Source organism: Synechococcus sp. CCY9202, from assembly GCF_034931685.1.
In the GTDB taxonomy this organism is placed as follows: domain Bacteria; phylum Cyanobacteriota; class Cyanobacteriia; order PCC-6307; family Cyanobiaceae; genus CBW1002.
The window spans coordinates 1-20,929 of sequence record NZ_JAYGID010000003.1 but is presented as its reverse complement, the minus strand read 5'-3'; the positions used below and the strand labels follow the sequence as shown (position 1 = coordinate 20,929).

Sequence of the window (20,929 nt, the reverse complement as noted above, 5' to 3'; positions counted from 1 at the left end):
CCGGGATCCGCTCCTCGATCGAGACGTAGGAGAACAAGGAGCCGCTGCGCTCCTGCTGACCTCGCATCAAACCTGGGGCAGTTGGCCCATTCTCGCAGAGGTGGCGGGGTTTTTCAGCAAACTCCTAGGAGACCAGCCTGGAGGATTGCAGGCTGAAACGCCCCTGACAATCCGCTCGTGTCAGCAGCCATGCCACTCGCGATTCAGTGGAGGGCCTCGACCAGGAGCTGCTGGTGAACAGCTGCGTCAGCGCGCTGAGCTTCGATGCGCTCGCGCTCCATCGGCACATCCAGCACGGCGCGCCAGGAGGCGAGAAGGGCAGCAGAGTCGGGCAGATCAGCCAGATCCTGACAAGTACAACCGATCGCCGCTGCGGCAACGGCCACCTTGGGGTCATAGCTGAGAGCCGCACAGGGAGCTCCGGACAGGGCAGCCAGGATCAGTCCATGCAGGCGCATGGCAATCACCAGACCGGCCTGGGCGAACACGGCCATCGCCTCCTCTGGACAGCGCACCGTCAGCTCGCGGCTGCGCTCCAGCAAGGCTGGCGGCACCAATCCTTCAGCCTCAAGACGGGCCAGCAGGCCCTGGTCCTGGTGCCGGTGAAATGGCATCCACAGCACGGTGCGATCGGCCGAGAGGGCCAGGGCCGCGGCTGCCTCGAGGTAGGGCCGCCAGGCCTCGCCCCGCAGCTGCGCCACTGGTCGCCAGCAGAGCACGATCGGCCGCTCCTGCGGAGACGCAGAAGGAGCTGTGACCGCCAGGCCCCAGACCGGGTCGCTGCCCACCAGACCCTTGGCACCCAAGCGTCTGGCCAGGCTGGCGGAGTCCGGGTCTCGCCAGCTGATCGCCGTGGCCCTGGGCAGGACCAACCCCACCAGGGCGCGACTGCGACGGCGGCGCAGGGGTCCAAGGCCCTGACCCCAGAGGATCACCGGTTTCCCCTGCCAGCGGGCCTTGAGGATCAGAGCGGCGTAATACAGAAGGCTGCGAAAGCTGGTGGAGTCCTGCAGCAGGCTGCCGCCGCCGAACACCAGGGCATCGCAGCGATCCAAGGCCCGCAGCACCCCCGCCACCCCCCGGCGCTGCACCGTCTTCACACCGAATCGATGCTGAACCTCGGCTTCGTCGTGGGCGGTGACCAGGGCGCTCCAACCCGAGGGAAGCTGGGCCAGCAGGGCCTGAAGCAGGGCGTCGTCGCCGAGGTTGTGCTCGCCGTAATAACCGCAGAGCAGGGCCTGCATGGAACACGCACCCGGGCAGGCTCCGTACATTACGGATCACCGCGGGCTCCCTTGCCATGCATGCCCTGTCCCTGCCCACCTGGTGGATCCACATCACCTCGGTGCTGGAGTGGATGGCGGCGATCGTGGCGGTGGTGGTCTGGGGACGTCGCCGCCAGGAGGGGGGCTGGCGCTGGCTGGCACTGGCGATGCTGCCGGCCCTGGTGAGCGCCATGGCGGCCTGCACCTGGCACCTGTTCGACAACACCCCGGCCCTGGATGGGCTGGTGGTCTTTCAGGCGGGATGCACCGCCCTCGGTAATTCCGCCCTGGCGCTGGCGGCCTGGAATCTCTGGCGCCACCAGCCCCTGCCGGCCAGTGCCGCCGACGTCTCACCCCCCGGAACCGTCATCAGCCCCACCCTGCCGACCAGCCAGCCATGAGCGTTCTGACCCTGCTGGCCCGTATCGATCCGGCACCCCTGTTCGTGCTCTCCCTGCTGCCCTATCTGGCCTTTCTCTGGTGGGCGTCAAGGATCCGTGGATTCCCGCGCCTGGCCCTGCGCGGCTTCCAGGCCACGCTTCTGTTCGTGGCGATCACGATCGTGGCGGCGGTGATCGCCCAGGTGCGCTTCGGCGACCAGCTCGCCAACGTCGACCTGCTCCACGGCGGGGCTGAGAGCTTCCTCACGATCAGCAACCTGCTGGTGCTGCTGGGCTTCGCCGGCGTGGGCAGCGTCCGCCAAGGCAGCGCCGGCGGCATGAACAAGTCTTAAGGGGAATCGGCTGAAGGCCGCGCTGCCCGGAAGATGGGTCGTCGGCTTTTGCTTCATGATCGCTCCGCTTCTGGCTCTGGCCCCTGCCTCTATCTCCTGGTCCCCGAAAGTGGCCCTGGTGATGATCGTCTGCAACGTGATCGCCATCGCGATCGGCAAGGCCACCATCCAACAGCCCAATGTGGGCGCCCAACTGCCCAACTCCGCCATGTTCGGCGGCATGAGCCATGCCTCCCTGCTGGCCACCACCAGCCTGGGTCACATCTTCGGCATCGGCGCCATCCTCGGATTGGCCTCCCGCGGCGTGGTCTGAACCCGCCGATAGAGATCGCAGGCCAGAGACCTGGCCTGCCTGCGGTCCCAAGGGACCGCATTTTTGATGGGAACCAGACCGAGACGGAATCCAGCCAGACGTCGACGTCGTCAGCGCCAGCCCAGCAGATAGGGCAACGCCCGCAGGCCATACCGCTCAAAGCGGTAGTCGAACAGCAGGGCGGAAAGATCGGCGGCCTCGCAGGTCTCGAGGCCGGCCAGCAACCTCTCCAGACGGTGATCAGCACGGCGATCCCGCAACGCCAGCCAGGTGCGCCGTGCCAGCCGGCCACTCAGGGGCCAGCGCCAGCCGAAGTGCCTGCTCAGCTGCCGCTGGTAGCGCCGCCGCAGACGATCAGGATCACGCTCCTGCAACAGCAGCGGCGCCAGCAGGCCAGCGCTGGCCAGCGCATGGCGAATCCCCTCACCACCGAGCAGGTTGGCGGTGCTCACCGCATCACCCAGGCCGATCAGGCGCCCGCGGCCATGGGGCTCACGGCGATCGATACGGCTGCGAATCAGGCCGCCGTGGCGGTCCAGCACCCGGGCACCGTCCAGATCCAGGCGGCACAGCAGGGTCTGCAGATCAGGCCCAAGGGGACGCTGGCGGCTGGAGGAGGAGGCACAGAGCGGCTGATCCAGGCGGCAGACCCCCAGCTTCAGCCGGCCGCATTGCATCGGGAACACCCAGCCGTAGCCCTGAGGCACCCAGTCGCTGCCGAGCAGGAAGGTGAGTTGATCGGCCCAGCGTTGCGCCGGCGAAGGATCCACCTGCAGCAGCCATTCCACGCCACGCCCCACCACCAGCTCTGACGGATCGCCTAGCAGGGCGCGCCCCTGGCCGCTGGCATCCACCACCCAGCTGCTGCGCACAACCACAGGGCAACCATCACTGCGGCGCAGGTGGGTGAGCAGACCACCAGACACCTCCTGACAGCCAAGGGCCCGAAGGCCCAGCTCGACGCGTCCCCCCCAGCAGCGGCACTGCTCCGCCAACCAGAGCCGCAGGGCGCCGAAGTCGAGCACGACCCCCAGGGGCACGGCCGAGCTCCAGTGGCGCGAGGCCTGGGCTGGACCGATCAACTGCCAGCTGCGCCAGCGGCTGGCCACGACTTCAGCCGGCAGGCCAAACGATGCCACAGCCTCGATCGGCAGGGCAGCACTGCTGAAGGCCGCCCGCCTCAGATCGGGCAGCTGATCCACCAGCAGCACATCCACACCGTGGCTCGCGAGCAGCCGGGCCAGGTGGCCCCCAGACGGCCCTGCTCCAACGATCAGCACGTCGCAGGTGAGATGCTCGCCGTCGATCACGGCACAGCTGTTCTGTGATGCACCCGGCTCAGACCGGAAGCGCCTGGCGTTCCGCGGTCACGAAGACGCCCGCAAAGCGCTGCTGGATCCGCTCCGCCATCTGGGGTGGCGTCAGACCCAGGGTCAGCTTGCTCTGCTCCGGGGTGGCGTGATCCACCAGCACGTCAGGAATGCCGAGGCGCAGCACCGGTACCAGCACATCGTGATCGTTGAGACTCTCGACCACGGCCGCACCGAAGCCACCGGGCAGGGCACCCTCCTCCATGGTCACCACCCGACCGATGCGGCGAGCCAGCGGCAGGATCAAGGCTTCATCAAGGGGGCGAAGGAAACGGGCATTGACCACGGCGGCCCGGATTCCCTTCTCCTGCAACAGACCGGCGGTGGCCATGGCTGGCGCCACCATGGCTCCATAGGCCACGATCAGCAGGTCGTCGCCATCGGTGAGCAGTTCACCCCGGCCGATCTCCAGAGGCTCCCAGCCCTCTTCCATCAGCGGAGCCCCCTCGCCTTCACCGCGAGGGATGCGAATCGCGCAGGGGCCGGTGTGGTGGATGGAGGTCACCAACATGCGCTGCAGTTCGGCTTCATCCTTCGGAGCCATCACCGTGAAGTTGGGCACGGCACGCAGGTAGCTGATGTCGTACTGGCCCTGATGGGTGGGGCCGTCGGCTCCGACGATGCCGGCCCGGTCCATCACAAAGGTGACCGGCAGGTTCTGGATGCCCACATCGTGGATCAGCTGGTCATAGGCGCGCTGCAGGAAGGTGCTGTAGATCGCCACAACCGGCCGCAGCCCCTCGCAGGCCATGCCGGCCGCCATGGTGACGGCGTGTTGCTCGGCGATGCCGACATCGATGTATTGCTTGGGCAGGGCCTTCTCGAGCAGATCCAGCCCGGTGCCCGTGGCCATGGCGGCGGTGATTCCCACCACCCGCGGATCCTGCTCACAGATCTTGACCAGGGTCTGACCGAAGACCTTGCTGTAACTGGGCGGCTTCGGCTTGCTGGAGGGATAGGCCTTGCCGGTTTTAAGGTCAAAGGCCGACTGGGCGTGATAGGCCACCTGATCGGCTTCGGCATAGGGATAGCCTTTGCCCTTGGTGGTGGCCACGTGCACCAGCACGGGGCCTTCAGTGCGATGAGCCAGCTCGAAGGTGCGCACCATCTCGGGGATGTTGTGGCCGTCGATCGGGCCGATGTAGGTGAAACCCAGTTCCTCGAAGACGGCACCCACCTTGGGAACGGCCAGGCGGCGCATGCCCTCCTTGATGCGCTCCAGCTCCGGGGGCAGCTCGCCATGCAGGAAGGGCAGATGGCGGATGGCCTCCTCGGCGTTGCCGGAGAGGAACTGCACCGGCGGGCTCAGCCGCATGCGGTTGAGGTAGGTGGAGAGAGCCCCCACCGGCGGGCTGATCGACATGTCGTTGTCGTTCAGCACCACCAGCAATCGGGTGCGGGGGAGATGGCCGGCGTGGTTGATCGCCTCCAGGGCCATGCCACCGGTGAGGGCGCCATCACCGATCACGGCCACACATTTGAAATCCTCGCCACGGCGATCTCGCGCCAGGGCCATGCCCAGGGCAGCCGAGATCGAGGTGGAGGCGTGGCCGGCACCGAAGTGGTCGAAGCGGCTCTCGCTGCGCTTCAGATAACCGGCCACCCCGCTCTTCTGGCGCAGGCTGTCGAAATCGTTGTAGCGGCCGGTGATCAGTTTGTGCGGGTAGGCCTGATGGCCCACGTCCCACACGACCCGGTCCTCATCAAGGTCGAGGGTCTGATAGAGGGCCAGGGTGAGTTCCACCACGCCAAGTCCAGGACCGAGGTGGCCGCCGCTGGTGGACACCACCTCCAGGTGGCGCTCCCGGATCTGTCGTGCGATCGCCTCAAGGTCAGCGGTGCTGAGCCCATGCAATTGATTGGGGTGACTCAGCTCGCTGAGATGCATGCCCTGGCTCTCTCGTGGAGGTCAATCTAGGTGGTCGTTCCCGGGGGACGGCGACATCCGCTACAGGGGGTTGCGACACTGACGCCCATGATCGACCCACGCTCCAGCGCCCCTTCATCCCGCGCCGTCGCGTCCCAGACCAGCTGCGGGCCGACCACCGACGGGCAGGCCTTCGGCAGCGATGCCAACGGCAGGGACGAGCCGTTGCCCGAAGCGAGCAGTTACCTGCAACGCATCCTGCGGGCGCGCGTCTACGACGTGGCTATCGAAACGCCACTCGATGCGGCCCCCAACCTTTCGGGCCGGCTTGAGAACACCGTGCTGCTCAAGCGCGAAGACCTGCAGCCGGTGTTCAGCTTCAAGCTGCGGGGCGCCTACAACAAGATGGCGTCGCTCTCTGCCGCCGAGCTGGAACGGGGGGTGATCGCCGCCAGCGCCGGCAACCATGCCCAGGGCGTGGCCCTCGGGGCCCGCAAGCTCGGCTGCACCGCGGTGATCGTGATGCCGGTCACCACACCGGAGATGAAGGTGCGGGCCGTGGCGGCCCGAGGCGCCGAGGTGGTGCTGCATGGCGACAACTACGACGCGGCCTGCGCGGAAGCCCGGCGGCTGGAGATCGAGCGCGGACTCACGTTCATCCACCCTTTCGACGATCCGGAGGTGATCGCCGGCCAGGGCACGATCGCCTTTGAAATCCTGCGGCAGTGCTCCTCACCCCCCGATGCCATCTACGTGGCAGTGGGTGGCGGCGGCCTGATCGGCGGCATCGCCGCCTATGTGAAAAGCCTCTGGCCCGCTGTGGAGGTGATCGGCGTGGAACCCACCGACGCCGATGCGATGACCCGCTCCCTGGCTTGCGGGGAGCGGGTCATCCTGGAGCAGGTCGGCCTGTTCGCCGATGGGGTGGCGGTGCGGCAGGTGGGGCTGCACACCTTCGCGCTGGCGCAGCGATACGTGGATGCGATGGTGACCGTGGGCACCGACGAGATCTGCGCCGCGATCAAGGACGTGTTCGAGGACACCCGCTCGATCCTCGAGCCGGCCGGAGCCCTGGCGGTGGCCGGCATGAAGGCCGACGTGGCACGGCGGGGCCTGAAAGGGCGGACCCTGGTGGCAGTGGCCTGCGGCGCCAACATGAACTTTGATCGACTCCGCTTCGTGGCGGAACGGGCCGAACTGGGCGAGGAGCGCGAAGCGATGCTGGCCGTGGAGATTCCGGAGCGGCCCGGCAGCCTGCGTCAGTTCTGTGAGCTCCTGGGGGGGCGCAGCCTCACCGAATTCAGCTATCGCATGGCCGATCCCCGGGTGGCGCACATCTTCATCGGGGTCCAGATCCGCGGCCACCGCGACACCCGGCAGCTGATCGGGGAACTGCGAAGCGGCGGGTTCGCCTGCCTCGATCTCTCGGACAACGAACTGGCCAAGCTGCACCTGCGCCACATGGTGGGTGGACGCCTGCCCGCCGGTGCCGTAGCCGCCGCCGCCCAGAGCGAAGAACTGCTCTACCGCTTTGAGTTCCCGGAAAAACCGGGTGCCCTGATGACCTTCGTGCAGGCACTCCATGCCAGCTGGAACATCAGCATCTTTCACTACCGCAACCAGGGCGCCGACGTGGGGCGGATCGTGGTGGGTCTGCAGGTGCCTCCGAACGAGCAGGCGGCCTGGGAGCAGTTTCTGGCAGGCCTGGCCTATCGCCACTGGAACGAGACGGGCAATCCCGCCTACCGATTGTTCCTGGGAGCCGATCAACCTCCCAACAGGCTGGAGCAGCCCACGGCCGGCGAATAGGCCATGCCGAGATCGTGCAATCGGCCGCCAGAGCTGGCCTTGCCAGCTCCGCTAGGTTTCGGTGACGCCCGCAGCGCCGCCCTTTCCCCCCTGCTCTCGCGTCGATGGCCCGAGACACCCTCTCCCTGCCGGCACGCCTCGAGGCGATCCTCTATCTGAAGGGGCGCCCCCTCAGCCTGGTGGAACTGGCCGCAATCGCGGCCACCACCCCAGAAGAGACCGAACTGGGCCTCATCGCCCTGATCGCCGATTACGCCCATCGTGATACGGCCCTCGAGATCCGCCAGGAGGGCAAGCACTACGGGCTGCAGCTCAAGGACAGCCTCGGCGATCTGGTCCAGAGCCTTCTGCCGGTGGACCTGTCCACCGCCGCCCTGCGTACCCTGGCCACGATCGCGCTGAAGAAGCGACTGCTGCAGTCCGATCTGGTGGAGCTGCGTGGCTCCGGCGCCTACGACCACATCAAGGAACTGCTCGCTCAGAATTTCATTGAACGGAAACGCCAGAGTGATGGACGCTCCTACTGGATCAGCCTGAGCGAGAAGTTTCACCGTACCTTCGCCGTGCTGCCGGCCCGGGCCGACGAGCAGGGAGCGGCGAACGGGGAATCCCCACCGTCTCCGGATCGGGCTCCGGATCAGAAGGCTGCATAGAGTCGAGCCGACGGCACCCGACCCATGGAAATCCTCAGCCTGCTGCTGGCCGTTCTGGCCAGAACCCTTGAGATCTACACGCTGATCCTGCTGGTGCGGGTCCTGCTGAGCTGGTTCCCCAACCTGGACTGGAGCAACCCGCTGCTCTCCACCGTGAGCTCGATCACCGATCCCTACCTCAATGCCTTCCGGGGCCTGATCCCACCCCTGGGTGGCCTCGACCTGTCGGCGATTCTGGCCTTCATCGCCCTGCAACTGCTCCAGAGCCTGCTGGGCGGTGCCAGCGCCTCGCTGATGGCCCAGGCGTCGATGTACGGATGACCCTCACCTTCGTTCCGATCCACGTCTTCCGGCACACCCCGCTGGTGACCTTCTTCGATGCCAGCGTTCCCCACAGCAATGGCACCGACGTGGTGGTCCACGAGGGTCCGGCTGTCTCTCCCCCCGACGACGAGGACTTTTTTCAGTTCTACCGGCACCAGCATCAGGTGGATCACAACCTGGTGCTCAGTGGCAGCCGCACCTTCGTGCTGCTCAACCCCTCCTGGGATCAGCCGCACCATGTCGTGCATCTGCAGCGGGCCATGGGTGCCCTGCAGATCCCGATCGGCACCCTGCATCGCTCGTTTTCGGGGGAAGAGGGCAGCATCGTGCTGAACCAGTCGGTGCGGGATCCCCAGTTCAGCTACGCCACTGAATTCATCCCGTTGAGCCTGCGGCAGCGGCAGGATCTTCAGGAACTGCTGGCCTTGAGTCCGTGGATCTGGAGCTGGCGCGATGGCCATATCCACCGCGACCACCCCTGAGCAGCAACACTCAGGCAGGGTCGACAGGATCCAGGGCCTGCTCAAGCGGCAGCAGTTCATCGTTCTCACCCGCACGCCGCCGCACGGGCGCGCTGAATCCCCGCGCCTTGACATGGCGAACCTGCAGCGGGCCAGGGGTTCCAGCCGGCACAGCCAGACGCAGAGCGAAGGCGGAGTCGCCGGACGGCACATCACCGATCGAGCCCACCCGGGTGCGGTTCTGGAGCACCGGCTCGCCACTGGCATCGAGAATCACGGCGTAGACATCCGTATCCACCACCGCCCGACGGCTGGGGTTTGCCACCACGCCCCGCAACGCGTAACAACTGGCTGTGCCGCTGCGTCCCTGCTCCGGCTGGGCACCCACATCACTGCGGGGGCAGGGCTCCAGAACCACCTCGCGCACGCCCAGCTCGGCCGCCAGCGCAGGGGCGATCCCCCCCAGCAATGAGCCCAGCAGCAGCCCCACGACCAAAGCATGCCGCAGGACGCGCAAGGACGTTTCCCAGGACGCCGCCAGGACGCGGTGCATGGCAGAGACGCAAACTGCCTTCCGGTCTACCGAATCCGCCCTAGCGATCGTCGCCGCTGCCGCCGATCACGTCGCGGGCTGCCCGGCTGGCCAGTTTGGCGAGATTGGCGGTGGCCACCTCCTCCAGATCGAAATCCAGTTCGGTGGCCAGTTGAGCCACGTACCACAGAACATCCCCCAGCTCCGCCTTGAGGCCCTCCCGCACGGCGGCGTCGAACACGCCACCGCGATCCCGCAGCACCTTCTTGACCTTGTCGGCCACCTCGCCGGCCTCCCCGCAGAGGCCGAGGGTGGGATAGATCGGATTGGCACCAGCATCGGGGTAACGGGCCGTGGCCCGCGAGCGCTGCTGATAGCTGCGCAAATCCATGACTGGAGATCGTCAGGTTGGATGGTAGTTTCCGGCTGTCACCGATGGTTCTGTCCGGTCCCATGCGTCGCACCAAGATCGTGGCCACCATCGGGCCCGCCACCGAATCGCCGGAACGGCTCAGGCAACTGATCGAAGCCGGCGCCACCACCTTCCGGCTCAATTTTTCCCACGGCGATCACGCCGACCATGCCACCCGGATCGCCACCATCCGGCAGGTGGCGCATCAGATGGGAGCCAACATCGGCATCCTTCAGGATCTGCAGGGTCCGAAGATCCGTCTGGGGCGGTTCGTTGGCGGCCCGATCACGTTGGCAAACGGTGATCGCTTCAGTCTCACCTCCAGGGATGTGAGCTGCGACCAGACCATCGCCACGGTGACCTACAACAAACTCGCCGATGAAGTGCCCTGCGGCAGTCGCATCCTCCTGGATGACGGCCGGGTCGAGATGCTGGTGGAGGAAGTGGATGAGCCCCAGCAGACCCTTCACTGCAGCGTCACCGTGGGCGGGGTTCTCTCCAACAACAAGGGGGTGAACTTCCCGGATGTGCAGCTTTCGATCCGGGCCCTCACCGACAAGGATCGCGAAGATCTGACCTTCGGGCTGCAACAGGGCGTCGACTGGGTGGCGCTGAGCTTTGTGCGCAACCCCTCCGACATGCAGGAGATCCGCGATCTGATCCACAGCCAGGGTCACAACACGCCGGTGGTGGCGAAGATCGAGAAGTTCGAGGCGATCGATCAGATCGACGCCATCCTTCCCCTCTGCGACGGGGTGATGGTGGCCCGTGGTGATCTCGGTGTGGAGATGCCGGCCGAGGAAGTGCCGTTGCTGCAGAAGGAGCTGATCCGCAAGGCCAACAGCCTCGGCATCCCGATCATCACGGCCACCCAGATGCTCGATTCGATGGCCTCCAGCCCCCGGCCCACCCGCGCCGAGGTGAGCGATGTGGCCAATGCCATCCTCGACGGCACCGATGCGGTGATGCTCTCCAACGAGACCGCCGTGGGGGACTTTCCGGTGGAGGCGGTGGCCACCATGGATCAGATCGCCCGCCGCATCGAGCGCGATTACCCGCGCCGCACCCTCGACAGCCATCTGGCCAACACCATCCCCAACGCCATCAGCCAGGGGGTGAGCAGCATCGCCCGTCAGCTGGGTGCTTCCGCCATCCTGACGCTCACCAAAAGCGGCGCCACGGCCCGCAATGTCAGCAAGTTCAGGCCGAGCACGCCGATCCTGGCGATCACCGGCGACGTGATGGTGGCGCGGCAACTGCAATTGGTCTGGGGCGTGACGCCCCTGCTGGTGAAGGAACAGAACTCCAGCACCAGCACCTTCAGCATGGCGATGGGCATCGCCCGCGAGATGGGTCTGCTCAGTGATGGTGATCTGGTGGTCCAGACCGCCGGCACCCTGGCCGGCATCAGTGGCTCCACCGACTTCATCAAGGTGGGGATCGTCTCGGCGGTGCTGGGCAGGGGCACCGGCGTCGGTGGCGGCTCGGTGAGTGGCCGGGTGCGGCTGGCCAGAACCCCGGAAGAGGCCGCCATGCTGCAGGTGGGTGAAATCCTGGTGGTGCCGGAAACCTCCGCCGCCTATGTGGACGCGATCCGCAAGGCCAAGGGGATGATCACCGAAACGGTGGGGAGCGACAGCCATGCCGCCGTGATCGCCGAGCGGATCGGCATCCCGGCGATTGTGGGTGTGGCCAATGCCACCAAGGATCTGCGACAGGGGGAGATCGTCACCCTTGATGTGCCGGAGGGGCTGGTGCACCGCGGTGCCCGCAGCCACAACGCCGACGGCTATCGGTCCATCCTGTAGGTCGGCTGCATTCCCTCCATGGCCTCGAGACTTCCGCTGGCCGAAACGGTCGGGATGGCGCTCACCACCCTGCGCTCCAACCGGCTGCGCAGCCTGCTCACCATGCTCGGCATCGTGATCGGCAACGCCTCGGTGATCAGCCTGGTGGGGGTGGGTCAGGGAGCCCAGAACCTGGCCGAAGGCCAGCTCAGCACCCTCGGAGCCAACGTGCTGTTTGTGGTGCCGGGCAATAACGACACCCGTCGCCAGGGCATCGACTTCCCCAAAACGCTGGTGCTGGAGGATGCCGAAGCGATCGCCTCCCAGGTGCCGAGCGTGCGGCGGGTCGCCCCCCAGATCACCCTCAGCGAAGTCATCCAGGCAGGCGGTCTGAGCACCTCCGCGTCTGTGTCGGGGGTGACGCCGGAATTCCTGACCGTACGCAGCTTTGATCTCGCCCAGGGCCGGTTCTTCAACAGCGGCGATCTGAGCTCCGCACGCAATGTGGCCGTGATCGGCCCCGATCTGCGTGACAAGCTCCTGCCCACCGGAGGCGCGATCGGCCGTCAACTGCGCATCCGCGATCAGTCGTTTGAGGTGATCGGCGTTCTGGGGGCCAAGGGGGCCGTGTTCGGCTCCAATCAGGACGAAGCCGCCTACGTACCCCTGACCACCATGGTGAGCAAACTGAGCGGCCGTGATCCCACCTATGGAGTGAGTCTCAACTTCATCAGCGTGGAAGCCCGCGACGACGACAGCATCAACGCCGCCAAGTTTCAGATCACCAACCTGCTGCGCCAGCGCCACCGCCTGCTGCGGGAGGACGACTTCGCCGTGCGCACCCAGAAGGATGCCCTGACGATCGTGAGCACGATCACTGGTGGGCTGACCCTGATGCTGGCGGCGATCGGGGCCGTCTCTCTGCTCGTGGGCGGCATCGGCATCATGAACATCATGTTGGTGTCGGTCAGCGAACGCACCCAGGAGATCGGCCTGCGCAAGGCGCTGGGTGCTCGCAGCAGCGACGTGCTGCGTCAGTTTCTGGTGGAATCCCTGGTGCTCTCCAGCCTCGGCGGCGTGATCGGCAGTGCCGTGGGACTGGCGGCGGTGGCCGCGGTGGCAACCTTCACACCCCTACCGGCGGCTGTGGGCGCTGGAACGGTGCTGATCACCGTGGGGTTGTCGGGATCAATCGGCCTGTTCTTCGGCGTCGTCCCGGCCAGGCGGGCAGCACGGCTGGATCCGATCGTGGCGCTTCGCAGTCTGTAGGGCTCCCCTGCCAACCCCGCGGATGCCCGATCAAGACCGAAGAAACTGTTAAACCCGAAAAAGCGTGGCCATGGTCACCAAACCGAGACGGGGTTAATGGGTTGATGGTTCCAAGAATCCCACCTGTCTCTGGCCTTGGAACTGATGTCCTGCGGATATCGCAACACCACAGAGCGCATGGTGATCGTGCGCTGCTGTGGACCGGATCAGTTTTACCTGGAACGCGTGGTGTTCCCCTTTGAGCTGCTCAGCTTTCACTGCCCCCCCGAGGGCGACGTGGAAATCTGGACCCATGGGCTCGGGGGACCGGAACTTCTGGAGCGTCTTCAGGGTCGTGAACTGCTGATCGAACAGCCCTTCAGCCCAACCACCATGAACCTGACCCCCGCGCCCACCCCCTGGCTTCAGACCGGCTGATCCAGCCTCAGCGCTGGCCACGCGGTGGCAAGGAGCATTTGAAGAACTTTCTCCAGTTGGCGCTGTCGCAGCGTTACAGTTGGTAAGAATTACTCTCAGGTATGAACCAGCGCTGGCGTCTGATCGCTCTCTGGCTGCTACCGCTGGCTGTGGCCGGCTTTCTCGCCTGGCAACTGCTTGGCAGCGGGGTCACTTCCCGGCTCCAGCCCGATGGCACCGCAGCGGCACCCCGAAACACGGCGGTGGCCCGCATGAGTTATGGGCGGTTTCTCGACTATGTCGATGCCGGTCGTGTGACGGCCGTCGACATTTTTGATGGAGGCCGCAGTGCCGTGATCGAAGCTGTTGACCCCGACCTTGACAACAGGGTTCAGCGCCTCAGGGTTGATCTGCCCGGGGTGGCACCTGAGCTGGTGAACAAGCTCAAGGAGCAAGGCATCAGCTTTGACATTCATCCTCCAAAGAATGCTCCTCCTGTTCTGGGCCTGCTCGGCAATCTGCTCTTTCCGCTCCTCCTGATCGGCTCGCTGATCTTCCTGGCCCGTCGCTCCTCGGGCATGCCTGGTGGTCCTGGCCAGGCGATGCAGTTCGGCAAGACCAAAGCCCGTTTCGCCATGGAAGCCGAAACCGGCGTCAAATTCGACGATGTGGCCGGTGTGGAAGAAGCCAAACAGGATCTCCAGGAGGTCGTGACCTTTCTGAAGACCCCTGAACGCTTCACCTCGGTCGGGGCCAAGATTCCCAAGGGTGTGCTTCTGGTGGGCCCTCCCGGCACCGGCAAAACTCTGCTCGCCAAGGCGATCGCTGGGGAGGCAGGCGTGCCGTTCTTCTCGCTTTCAGGATCCGAGTTCGTCGAGATGTTCGTTGGCGTCGGAGCCAGCCGTGTGCGTGACCTCTTCAAGCGCGCCAAGGAAAACAGTCCGTGTCTGATCTTTATCGACGAGATCGATGCGGTGGGTCGTCAGCGCGGCGCCGGCATCGGAGGCGGCAACGACGAGCGGGAGCAGACCCTCAACCAGCTGCTCACTGAGATGGACGGCTTTGAGGGGAACAGCGGCATCATCATCATCGCTGCCACCAACCGAGCGGATGTCCTCGATTCAGCCCTGATGCGACCGGGTCGCTTCGACCGTCAGGTTCAGGTGGATGTCCCTGACATCAAAGGTCGTCTCGCTGTGCTGAAGGTTCACTGCCGCGACAAAACCCTCGCCGATGATGTCAGTCTTGAGACCATTGCCCGCCGCACCCCCGGCTTCTCCGGCGCTGATCTCGCAAATCTGCTCAATGAGGCTGCCATCCTGACGGCCCGTCGCCGCAAACAGGCCACCGGCCTCGCCGAGATTGACGACGCTGTTGATCGGGTGATTGCCGGTATGGAGGGCAAACCACTCACCGATGGGCGCAGCAAACGGCTGATTGCCTACCACGAAGTTGGCCATGCCTTGGTGGGAACCCTTGTCAAAGCCCATGACCCCGTGCAGAAGGTCACCCTGATCCCTCGCGGTCAGGCCCAGGGGCTCACCTGGTTCTCTCCAGATGAGGAGCAGATGCTGGTGAGCAGGGCACAGCTGCGGGCCCGCATCATGGGGGCCCTGGGTGGTCGAGCCGCAGAGGATGTGGTGTTCGGCCACTCGGAGGTCACCACGGGAGCCGGTGGTGATATTCAGCAGGTGGCCTCCATCGCCCGCCAGATGGTGACCCGCTTCGGCATGAGTGATCTGGGCCAGGTGTCGTTTGAGGCCGGTAATCAGGAGGTATTCCTGGGCCGTGACCTGATGACCCGCAATGACGGCTCCGATCGGCTGGCCAGCAAGATCGATGACGCCGTTCGCCAGATCGTGCAGACGGCTTACGCCGAAACGGTGGCCTTGGTGGCCCAGCACCGTGACTGCATGGATCGAGTGGTTGAACTTCTGATCGAAAAAGAATCCCTCAATGGTGACGAGTTCCGTGCCATCGTTTCGGAATTTGCTCAGATTCCCGAGAAAGAGCGCTTCTCTCCACTGCTGCAGAGCGAGGCTCTAAACCAGGACAGCGCTTCTAGCCCTGGAGGTATTGAGCCGGAACCAGCTGTTCAGGCATGAGCATTTTCGGCGGCTGCCTTTGAGGACCAGCTCAGCGACATCAGAATTTGAACGTCACCCATAAAAAGCCCGCCATATGGCGGGCTTTTTCGTTGCGATTGGGTGGAAGAAGCCCTGTGTTCAGTACAGCGTCGTAGAGACGCAGAGTGACTCAACGACTCAGGGCGAATCTCGAAGCAGGATCTTCAGGGCAGCGAGCTGAGCGGGAAGCAGGACCCATCGCCGTAAACAGGGCTCAGAGGGCACGGACTGGGCGCTTGTCAATGACCTTGTCGATCAGGCCATAGTCGACAGCCTCGGCTGGAGACATGAAGAAATCGCGATCCGTGTCTTCCTCAATGCGGGGGAGGGGCTGGCCTGTGCGATCGGAAAGCTCCTGGTTGAGCTTCATTTTGAGATAAAGAATTTCATCCGCCTGAATCCGGATGTCACTGGCCTGGCCGCGGGCACCACCCAGGGGCTGGTGAATCATGATCCTGGAATGGGTGAGGCTGCTGCGCTTGCCCTTGGTGCCAGCGCAGAGCAGGAACGCACCCATCGAGGCCGCCAGGCCAAGACACACGGTCTGCACATCTGGTTTGATGTGCTGCATCGTGTCGAAGATGCCGAGGCCATCGTAGACGGAACCTCCTGGAGAGTTGATGTAGAGGAAAATGTCCTTGTCCGGGTCCTCGGCTTCGAGGAACAGAAGCTGGGCCACCACACGGTTGGCAGATTCGGCCGTGACGGGTTCGCCAAGGAAGATGATCCGCTCGCGCAACAGGCGCGAGTAGATGTCAAAGGCGCGCTCTCCCCGTCCCGACTCTTCGATCACGATCGGGATCATGGGCTGGGAACGATGGCTGGCGCGATCCTACTGATCCAGGAGTGGCAACGGAATCGGCAAAGCACGAACAGATCCGGGCCCCGCAGGCAGCAGCGCTATGGTCAGAACCACACTGCCCGAGGAGCGTGAGCGCCTGCCTCACCGTCGCCGATAGCAAGCGCGTCTTTCATCGCGCCTTCCCCCATGTGATCGCACCCCTCTACCGGCGCATGGTGGACGAACTGCTGGTGGAGCTGCATCTGCTCAGCCGGCAGAAAGGATTTCAGGCCGATTCCCTGTTTGCCGCCGGGCTGATGCAGGTGTTTGACGGCTTCTCCAAGGGGTACCGGCCCCCTGAACAGCGCGACAGACTCCTGGAGGCCCTCTGCACCTCTTCGGGCTTCGACGCCACCCGCCTGCGCGAGCTCCGCGATGGCGCCATGGCCGCCATGGGCGAGCACAGTGTCGACGAGGTCAAGCAATGGATCGAACAGCAGGGTGCCGGAGCCCCCGAGCCGGTCGCCACGGTGCTGGCCAATGTGAAGCGTGCCGATTTCCATTACTCCCGCCTGATGGCCGTCGGTCTGCTGAGCCTGCTGGAGAAGGCTCGCGGAGCCGAGTCCCTGGATCCCCAGGCCCTGCGCCAGTCAGCCCACGATGTGGGAGAGGCCATGGGCCTCTTGCGTGAGCGCCTCGACAAGGACCTGACGCTCTACACCAGCAACCTCGAAAAGATGGCCCAGGCGGTCGAGCTGATGGAGGAGACCGTCGCTGCCGATCGGCGTCGCCGTGAACGCCAGGCAATCGCCACGGAGCAGGAGCGAGAGATCGCCAGTGAGGTCAAGGGTTCAGATCAAGGTGTCCCGTCAGCAGGCTGAGGGGATCTGGGTTGCGTCCCGCCTGATCTGCCAAGGCGGTCACTTCCAGTCGACTGGCCGAGCGGATCACGGCCGGTAATGCAGGAGGAAGCAACCCTCGTTCCTCCAGCTCGGCAGGTTGCAGACGCAGGCTCAGCTGGCTGAGACGTCTGGCCTCAGGGGGCAGGGCCTCCGCCAGTGCGGACTCCTGGACGGCCGTCTTAGGCAGCGGGCCAAGAAAGAACTGCAGCTCGGGAGCCGCACCGCGCACACTCACCCAGCGCCAGCCTCCGATCACCACCCCATCCTCTCGGGTCCAGGTGGCCGTGGGGAGTGGGTCGGCCGTTGCGGTGGCCATGATCTGCAGCCCTTGCTCTTCCAGAGCGCTCCGCAGGGCAGACAGGATCGTGATCCAGGCCTTGCGATCGGACCCAACCGCCAGCTGCAGTTCCAGGGCGGCCTGGAAGGGGCCTGAGGCGAGAGGACGGACCCGCAGACGGAAGGGAGCCTGACGCAAGAGTGGTAACTGGGCCGGGCCCATGCCATAACGAGCGGCCAGCGGATCCCGGATCAGTTGCCGTGCCAGCAGGGACTGCAGCACCAGATCGAGGGACGAGCCCCGCAATTCCAGCAGCACGTCCGAGGCGAGGGGAAGGGGAGTTGCTGGGCCGCGCTCCGCGCTGGCGGCCACCACAGAACCGGGACCTGAGAGCAGCCCTGTCGCCGCCGCAGCCTCTCCACTCCATGCCAGGCCGGCTCCAGCCAGGTTGAGATTCAGACAGCCCTCCTGAAAGCGCTGCAGCAGCGGAGCCACGGGTCCAGCGATCTCCGCCAGGGCGGTGGGAGTCCAGAAGACAGCCTGGGAGGTTTCCAGTCGCTGAAGGCAGACCCTCTCCAGACCCCGCAGGGGGCGGGGACGGCTGCTCAGCTGCTGGCTCAGCCACTGACGTGTGAGGGGATCGGGCGCGAGCAACAGAAGATCGTCCACCACCAGCATCTGAGCCGGTCTGGACGCAGTCGGGATCCCAGCAAGGGCTGCAGCCGGCAGGGCCAGCACCACGCCACCGTCACCATTGCGGCTCCAGAGCTGCCACCAGGGAGTGCGCTGCTGCCGCCAGACACGCTCGGCCAAGGGCTTGCCAAGCCGCTCCTGCCAGAGGGTCGGCACAGGCCGCTGGGGAGTGGCTGAAAAACTCTGGATCAGGGCAGCAAGGGCCATCACCCGCTCGAGCCCCTGGGCACGGGGACGGGGCTGACGCTGCAGCTGCCAGACAGGTAACAGGATCAGCAGCAACAGGGTCAGTGCTGTGATCCGTAGAGGAATCCGGGGAGATTGAGGCCGGACCCATGGGTAACGGGCCAGCAAGGGAAGCCGGTCCATCAGGCGCTGGCTTGGTCTACGGCTGGCTTGGTCTGCGGGCACGCTGCCATAGCGAAGGTGTCACCGTGGTGGCTTCGGGGAAGCCGATCGTGCTGGGGCAGCCGCAGACTTGCCTTTGACGCCTCCCCTTCTGTCTTGACTAGCCTGAACGCGTTCGTGAGCGTAACGCCGGCGACGGTCGCGCCACTCAATCGCCGAGAGATAGATCACCCCAACGCTCACAAAGAGCAACAGAACCACGGCGGTCAGCGCCAGCAGATTGGAGCCGCCGAAGGTCGCTTCAGGCACGGGATGTGGAGGGAGAGTTTCAGAAATTCAAGGTGCCGTCGCCATTGCGACCCCACACCACCATGGCGATCGAGAAGCTGAAGATGGCAGCAAGCGAAGCCCAGCCCAGGGTGATCAGCATCGGATCAGGAATTGTCGTCATCCCACTGTAGCCAGACATGGGGCAGGCCACCGGCACAGCTCGGCGCACTCGCGCCCCACAATGGGGTTCGACTCCCACGCTGCCATCGGTCCAGCCGATTTGCTCGGTCCGGCCGACCCGTCGTCACGTCTCCGGCCCGCGTCAGGGGCCCTGCCGTCTCCTCCCGCTCGTTCCATGGCCCACGGTTCCCCTTCGTCCCTCGGCTCTCCTTCGTCTGACGGTTCCGCCTTGCCCCTCGGTCTGACCCGTGCCACCGTCACGACTCCCGGCACGGCAACACGATCAGCCACGCTGCTGGAGCGGGCTCCCTACCCCGAAGCGCGGGTGGTTGTGCTCGACGACGACATCAATACCTTCCAGCACGTGGTGGAGTGCCTGGTGCGTCACATTCCCGGCATGCTCACCGATCGAGCCTGGGACCTGGCGCACCGGATCGACGGTGAGGGTTCGGCGGTGGTCTGGACTGGTCCCCTGGAGCAGGCGGAGCTCTACCACCAGCTGCTCGCCGCCGAGGGCCTCACCATGGCCCCATTGCAACGGGACTGACGCTGGGGACTGAAATCATTCCGGAGGGATCAAGCCATGGGCCGCGTGGTGATCACCCACAGCACCTATGTGGAAGGGCTGGTCCCGCTGCTGCGACAACTGGCCCGCCAGCCGGGCATCGACACGATCACCCCGGCGGTGATCAGCCGCGTACGGGGGCGAAGCCCTTTGCTGCGCCTGCGGGTCTCAACGCCGATCACGGGGGGGCACAAGCTGGTGGCCCGCCGCGGCAGCACGGCCCAGGAGGTGTTTGTGGTCACCAGCTGGAGTCGCGAACGTCTCCAGGAGGCCCTCGACAGCCTGACGGCCTGAAACCTGCCGGGAACCGTCAGCCATCCGCCATCAGCAGCTCACCGCTGCTGCTGCGTTCAAACACCGCCGGCGCCGTGAAGCGGGCATAGGCACCTCCCTGCCGGAACCACTCCGCCTCCACCAGCTGCAGCTGCTGGGGCTCGATCTGCCACTGCTCCGCCAGATAGGCGCTGTAGCTGGCCAGAGGCAGCTGGGCTGCCTGCCAGTGCACCACCGCAAAAGCAAGGGCCCGCACCCGCACCACCCCCTCATTGCTCTCCTGGATCTCCTCCTCCAGCAGAAAGGTACGGAATCGGCCAACAGCTTCACGGCCCTCGAGGCAGTACTTCCGCAGGTAGAGCTGACGAGCCCTGGGGAAGACAGGCCCGGGAGCCAGGCCAAGCAACTGATTGAACGCGTTCTGGAACTCACCCATCACCACACTCCGGGATTCGACCCTCAGAATGATGCGGCCCATCACCAACCACGCGGTGAGGGTTGCTGCCCTCCTACCCAATGTCCCTGCCCCCGTCTGAGCTCCTGCAGGCCCTGAACTGGCGCTATGCCACAAAAGTCTTTGATCGGTCCCGCCGCATCGACGCCCAGACCTGGGCTGCTCTTGAGCAGACTCTGGTGCTGAGCCCGTCCAGCTACGGGCTGCAGCCCTGGAAATTCCTGGTGATCACAGATCCGGGCTTGCGCCTGCAGTTGCGCCCCCACTCCTGGGATCAGAGTCAGGTCACCGACTGCTCCCACCTTGTTGTGTTCCTGCGCCAGCAGACCATCGGAGCCGCGGAACTGGACCGACTGATTCAACGGACCAGCGAAGTGCGCGGCGTCCCGGTGGAACAGCTGGCGTTTTATCGAGAAATGATGCAGAAGGATCTGGTCGACGGGCCCCGCAGCGAGCAGATCGAACGCTGGGCCAGCAATCAGGTCTACATCGCCCTGGGAACCTTCATGACCGCCTCTGCCCTGCTGGGGGTGGACACCTGTCCGATCGAAGGCTTCAGCCCCACGGACTACGACCGCATCCTGGATCTGGAGACCAGTGGCTACCGCTCCTGTGTGGTCTGCGCGGCTGGCTATCGCCAGCCAGACGACAAGTACGCCAGGCTGGCCAAGGTGCGCTATCGCGGCAGCAGCCTGATCGAGCGACTCTGAACGCGGTGAACCGTTCTCAGCCTCTTGATTTCAGGGCACCTCGAAAAATCGCAAGACCGCTTGATAGCGACCGAATTGAATTATACTAAGGCTTCAAGATTACATACTTTCCATGGGCCAGCGAGGTTTCTGGGACGAACAGCAAAGAGTTGCAAAGCT

The 20,929-nt window shown here is 65.2% G+C and carries 23 protein-coding genes and 1 pseudogene; 15 read left to right on the top strand and 9 right to left on the bottom strand.

All coding sequences use genetic code 11. From position 1 onward, the window contains the following. Positions 1-203: 203 nt before the first annotated feature. Positions 204-1,244 (bottom strand): polysaccharide pyruvyl transferase CsaB, encoded by a 1,041-nt coding sequence (gene csaB / locus VB777_RS00755; protein ID WP_323246416.1) that lies wholly within the window; start codon positions 1,242-1,244, stop codon positions 204-206. A 56-nt stretch (positions 1,245-1,300) separates the two neighbouring features. Between csaB and VB777_RS00750 the strand changes: the two genes are divergently transcribed. From VB777_RS00750 to psaK, 3 genes are read left to right on the top strand one after another with little or no spacing between them, the layout of a single operon-like run. Continuing rightward, a complete protein-coding gene (locus tag VB777_RS00750; protein WP_197170277.1) occupies positions 1,301-1,666 on the top strand; it encodes a DUF2499 domain-containing protein in 366 nt (121 codons plus the stop codon). Further along, complete coding sequence (locus VB777_RS00745; RefSeq protein WP_197155897.1) at positions 1,663-1,998, top strand: DUF3593 domain-containing protein; 336 nt, start codon at positions 1,663-1,665, stop codon at positions 1,996-1,998. The genes VB777_RS00750 and VB777_RS00745 overlap by 4 nt, the downstream gene beginning before the upstream one ends. A gap of 55 nt (positions 1,999-2,053) precedes the next feature. Further along, positions 2,054-2,311: a photosystem I reaction center subunit PsaK gene (psaK, locus tag VB777_RS00740; RefSeq protein ID WP_197155898.1), complete on the top strand. Its 258-nt coding sequence runs from the start codon at positions 2,054-2,056 to the stop codon at positions 2,309-2,311. A 110-nt stretch (positions 2,312-2,421) separates the two neighbouring features. Here psaK and VB777_RS00735 read toward each other — a convergent pair whose 3' ends face one another. Both VB777_RS00735 and dxs read right to left on the bottom strand, forming a co-directional pair. Then, positions 2,422-3,621: an NAD(P)/FAD-dependent oxidoreductase gene (locus VB777_RS00735; protein ID WP_322758698.1), complete on the bottom strand. Its 1,200-nt coding sequence runs from the start codon at positions 3,619-3,621 to the stop codon at positions 2,422-2,424. A gap of 28 nt (positions 3,622-3,649) precedes the next feature. Further along, positions 3,650-5,569 (bottom strand): 1-deoxy-D-xylulose-5-phosphate synthase, encoded by a 1,920-nt coding sequence (gene dxs / locus VB777_RS00730; protein ID WP_197155899.1) that lies wholly within the window; start codon positions 5,567-5,569, stop codon positions 3,650-3,652. 87 nt (positions 5,570-5,656) lie between these two features. Between dxs and ilvA the strand changes: the two genes are divergently transcribed. The 4 genes from ilvA to VB777_RS00710 all read left to right on the top strand — a co-directional run bounded on the left by ilvA (position 5,657) and on the right by VB777_RS00710 (position 8,816). Continuing rightward, positions 5,657-7,357: a threonine ammonia-lyase, biosynthetic gene (gene ilvA, locus VB777_RS00725; protein ID WP_197155900.1), complete on the top strand. Its 1,701-nt coding sequence runs from the start codon at positions 5,657-5,659 to the stop codon at positions 7,355-7,357. 104 nt (positions 7,358-7,461) lie between these two features. Further along, entirely contained in the window at positions 7,462-8,010 is a 549-nt protein-coding gene (gene scpB, locus VB777_RS00720) for an SMC-Scp complex subunit ScpB (RefSeq protein ID WP_197155901.1), read from the top strand. A 24-nt stretch (positions 8,011-8,034) separates the two neighbouring features. Next, on the top strand, positions 8,035-8,331 hold the full coding sequence (locus tag VB777_RS00715) for a YggT family protein (protein WP_197155902.1): 297 nt from the start codon (positions 8,035-8,037) through the stop codon (positions 8,329-8,331). Then, the gene (locus VB777_RS00710; RefSeq protein WP_197155903.1) at positions 8,328-8,816 is read left to right on the top strand and encodes a hemagglutinin; all 489 of its coding nucleotides are present in this window, start codon (positions 8,328-8,330) and stop codon (positions 8,814-8,816) included. The genes VB777_RS00715 and VB777_RS00710 overlap by 4 nt, the downstream gene beginning before the upstream one ends. 10 nt (positions 8,817-8,826) lie before the next feature. Here the strand turns inward: VB777_RS00710 and VB777_RS00705 are convergent, their stop codons facing one another. Both VB777_RS00705 and VB777_RS00700 read right to left on the bottom strand, forming a co-directional pair. Beyond that, complete coding sequence (locus VB777_RS00705) at positions 8,827-9,348, bottom strand: hypothetical protein (protein ID WP_323246409.1); 522 nt, start codon at positions 9,346-9,348, stop codon at positions 8,827-8,829. A 40-nt stretch (positions 9,349-9,388) separates the two neighbouring features. Further along, positions 9,389-9,718: a nucleoside triphosphate pyrophosphohydrolase family protein gene (locus VB777_RS00700; RefSeq protein ID WP_197155905.1), complete on the bottom strand. Its 330-nt coding sequence runs from the start codon at positions 9,716-9,718 to the stop codon at positions 9,389-9,391. Positions 9,719-9,780: 62 nt separating this feature from the next. On the opposite strand from VB777_RS00700, the gene pyk reads away from it, so the two are divergent. The 4 genes from pyk to ftsH all read left to right on the top strand — a co-directional run bounded on the left by pyk (position 9,781) and on the right by ftsH (position 15,296). After that, positions 9,781-11,547, top strand: coding sequence for a pyruvate kinase (pyk, locus tag VB777_RS00695; protein WP_323246407.1), 1,767 nt, complete (start codon positions 9,781-9,783; stop codon positions 11,545-11,547). Positions 11,548-11,565: 18 nt separating this feature from the next. Further along, positions 11,566-12,795: an ABC transporter permease gene (locus VB777_RS00690; protein ID WP_197155907.1), complete on the top strand. Its 1,230-nt coding sequence runs from the start codon at positions 11,566-11,568 to the stop codon at positions 12,793-12,795. A gap of 144 nt (positions 12,796-12,939) precedes the next feature. Then, a complete protein-coding gene (locus VB777_RS00685) occupies positions 12,940-13,212 on the top strand; it encodes a DUF1830 domain-containing protein (RefSeq protein ID WP_231597921.1) in 273 nt (90 codons plus the stop codon). 101 nt (positions 13,213-13,313) lie between these two features. Next, positions 13,314-15,296, top strand: coding sequence for an ATP-dependent zinc metalloprotease FtsH (ftsH, locus tag VB777_RS00680; RefSeq protein ID WP_323246405.1), 1,983 nt, complete (start codon positions 13,314-13,316; stop codon positions 15,294-15,296). Positions 15,297-15,531: 235 nt separating this feature from the next. On the opposite strand, the pseudogene clpP reads toward ftsH, so the two are convergent. Then, positions 15,532-16,128, bottom strand: a pseudogene (gene clpP, locus VB777_RS00675) (ATP-dependent Clp endopeptidase proteolytic subunit ClpP); the annotation flags it as partial. A 119-nt stretch (positions 16,129-16,247) separates the two neighbouring features. Here clpP and psb29 point away from each other — a divergent pair. Then, entirely contained in the window at positions 16,248-16,979 is a 732-nt protein-coding gene (gene psb29, locus VB777_RS00670) for a photosystem II biogenesis protein Psp29 (RefSeq protein WP_197155915.1), read from the top strand. On the opposite strand, the gene VB777_RS00665 is transcribed toward psb29, so the two are convergent. Next, on the bottom strand, positions 16,942-18,339 hold the full coding sequence (locus VB777_RS00665; RefSeq protein ID WP_197170280.1) for a hypothetical protein: 1,398 nt from the start codon (positions 18,337-18,339) through the stop codon (positions 16,942-16,944). The genes psb29 and VB777_RS00665 overlap by 38 nt on opposite strands. A 307-nt stretch (positions 18,340-18,646) precedes the next feature. After that, the gene (petN, locus tag VB777_RS00660; protein ID WP_197159300.1) at positions 18,647-18,748 is read right to left on the bottom strand and encodes a cytochrome b6-f complex subunit PetN; all 102 of its coding nucleotides are present in this window, start codon (positions 18,746-18,748) and stop codon (positions 18,647-18,649) included. Positions 18,749-19,009: 261 nt separating this feature from the next. Here petN and clpS point away from each other — a divergent pair, with 261 nt between their 5' ends. Beyond that, positions 19,010-19,315, top strand: coding sequence for an ATP-dependent Clp protease adapter ClpS (gene clpS / locus VB777_RS00655; protein WP_255518590.1), 306 nt, complete (start codon positions 19,010-19,012; stop codon positions 19,313-19,315). A gap of 36 nt (positions 19,316-19,351) precedes the next feature. Further along, positions 19,352-19,627, top strand: a complete 276-nt coding sequence (locus VB777_RS00650) for a DUF2103 domain-containing protein (protein ID WP_197155920.1) — start codon at positions 19,352-19,354, stop codon at positions 19,625-19,627. Between the two features lie 16 nt (positions 19,628-19,643). Here VB777_RS00650 and VB777_RS00645 read toward each other — a convergent pair whose 3' ends face one another. After that, positions 19,644-20,084, bottom strand: coding sequence for a hypothetical protein (locus tag VB777_RS00645; protein ID WP_197155921.1), 441 nt, complete (start codon positions 20,082-20,084; stop codon positions 19,644-19,646). A 38-nt stretch (positions 20,085-20,122) separates the two neighbouring features. Here VB777_RS00645 and VB777_RS00640 point away from each other — a divergent pair, with 38 nt between their 5' ends. Further along, a complete protein-coding gene (locus VB777_RS00640; RefSeq protein WP_197155922.1) occupies positions 20,123-20,770 on the top strand; it encodes an NAD(P)H-dependent oxidoreductase in 648 nt (215 codons plus the stop codon). Positions 20,771-20,929 lie beyond the last annotated feature (159 nt).